This is a genomic window from Mycobacterium aquaticum, from assembly GCF_002086485.1.
Taxonomy (GTDB): domain Bacteria; phylum Actinomycetota; class Actinomycetes; order Mycobacteriales; family Mycobacteriaceae; genus Mycobacterium; species Mycobacterium aquaticum.
In genome coordinates this window covers 1-412 of the sequence record NZ_MVHF01000107.1, presented here as the reverse complement: position 1 = coordinate 412, position 412 = coordinate 1, and the positions used below count along the sequence as shown (strand labels likewise).

The window sequence follows — 412 nt, the reverse complement described above, 5'->3', positions numbered from 1 at the left end:
GGGCACCACCGTCAAGTTCGAGACCCCCGAATACGGCCTCGGCTTCTTCGCCGGCGACCGCACCTTCGCCCCCTAGGTTCCTGCGCTGGATACGTTGGGATGACTAAAGACCCAGCGAACGCAGATCCCTTTCTACACATCGACACACGGTGTCGATTCTGAATTGAATTGTCTTCAGATGTGCATCCACTGCCGTGGTTGTCCCCTGTCATCATTCCGCCTTGTCGGCGGTACCTGAATATCCTTTGAGAATCAAAGAGGAAAGTAGCATGACTTTACGAGTTGGAATTATTGGTGCTGGGCCGAGTGGTTTGGCGCAGTTGCGGGCGTTTGAGTCGGCGCGGCAGAAGGGGATCGCGATCCCGCAGATCACCTGCTTTGAGAAGCAGGATGACTGGGGTGGGCAGTGGAA

At 56.1% G+C, this 412-nt stretch carries 1 pseudogene; it reads left to right on the top strand.

Annotated elements, in window-relative coordinates:
- Positions 1 to 269: 269 nt before the first annotated feature.
- A pseudogene (locus BST13_RS40115) lies at positions 270 to 412 on the top strand (NAD(P)-binding protein); the annotation flags it as partial.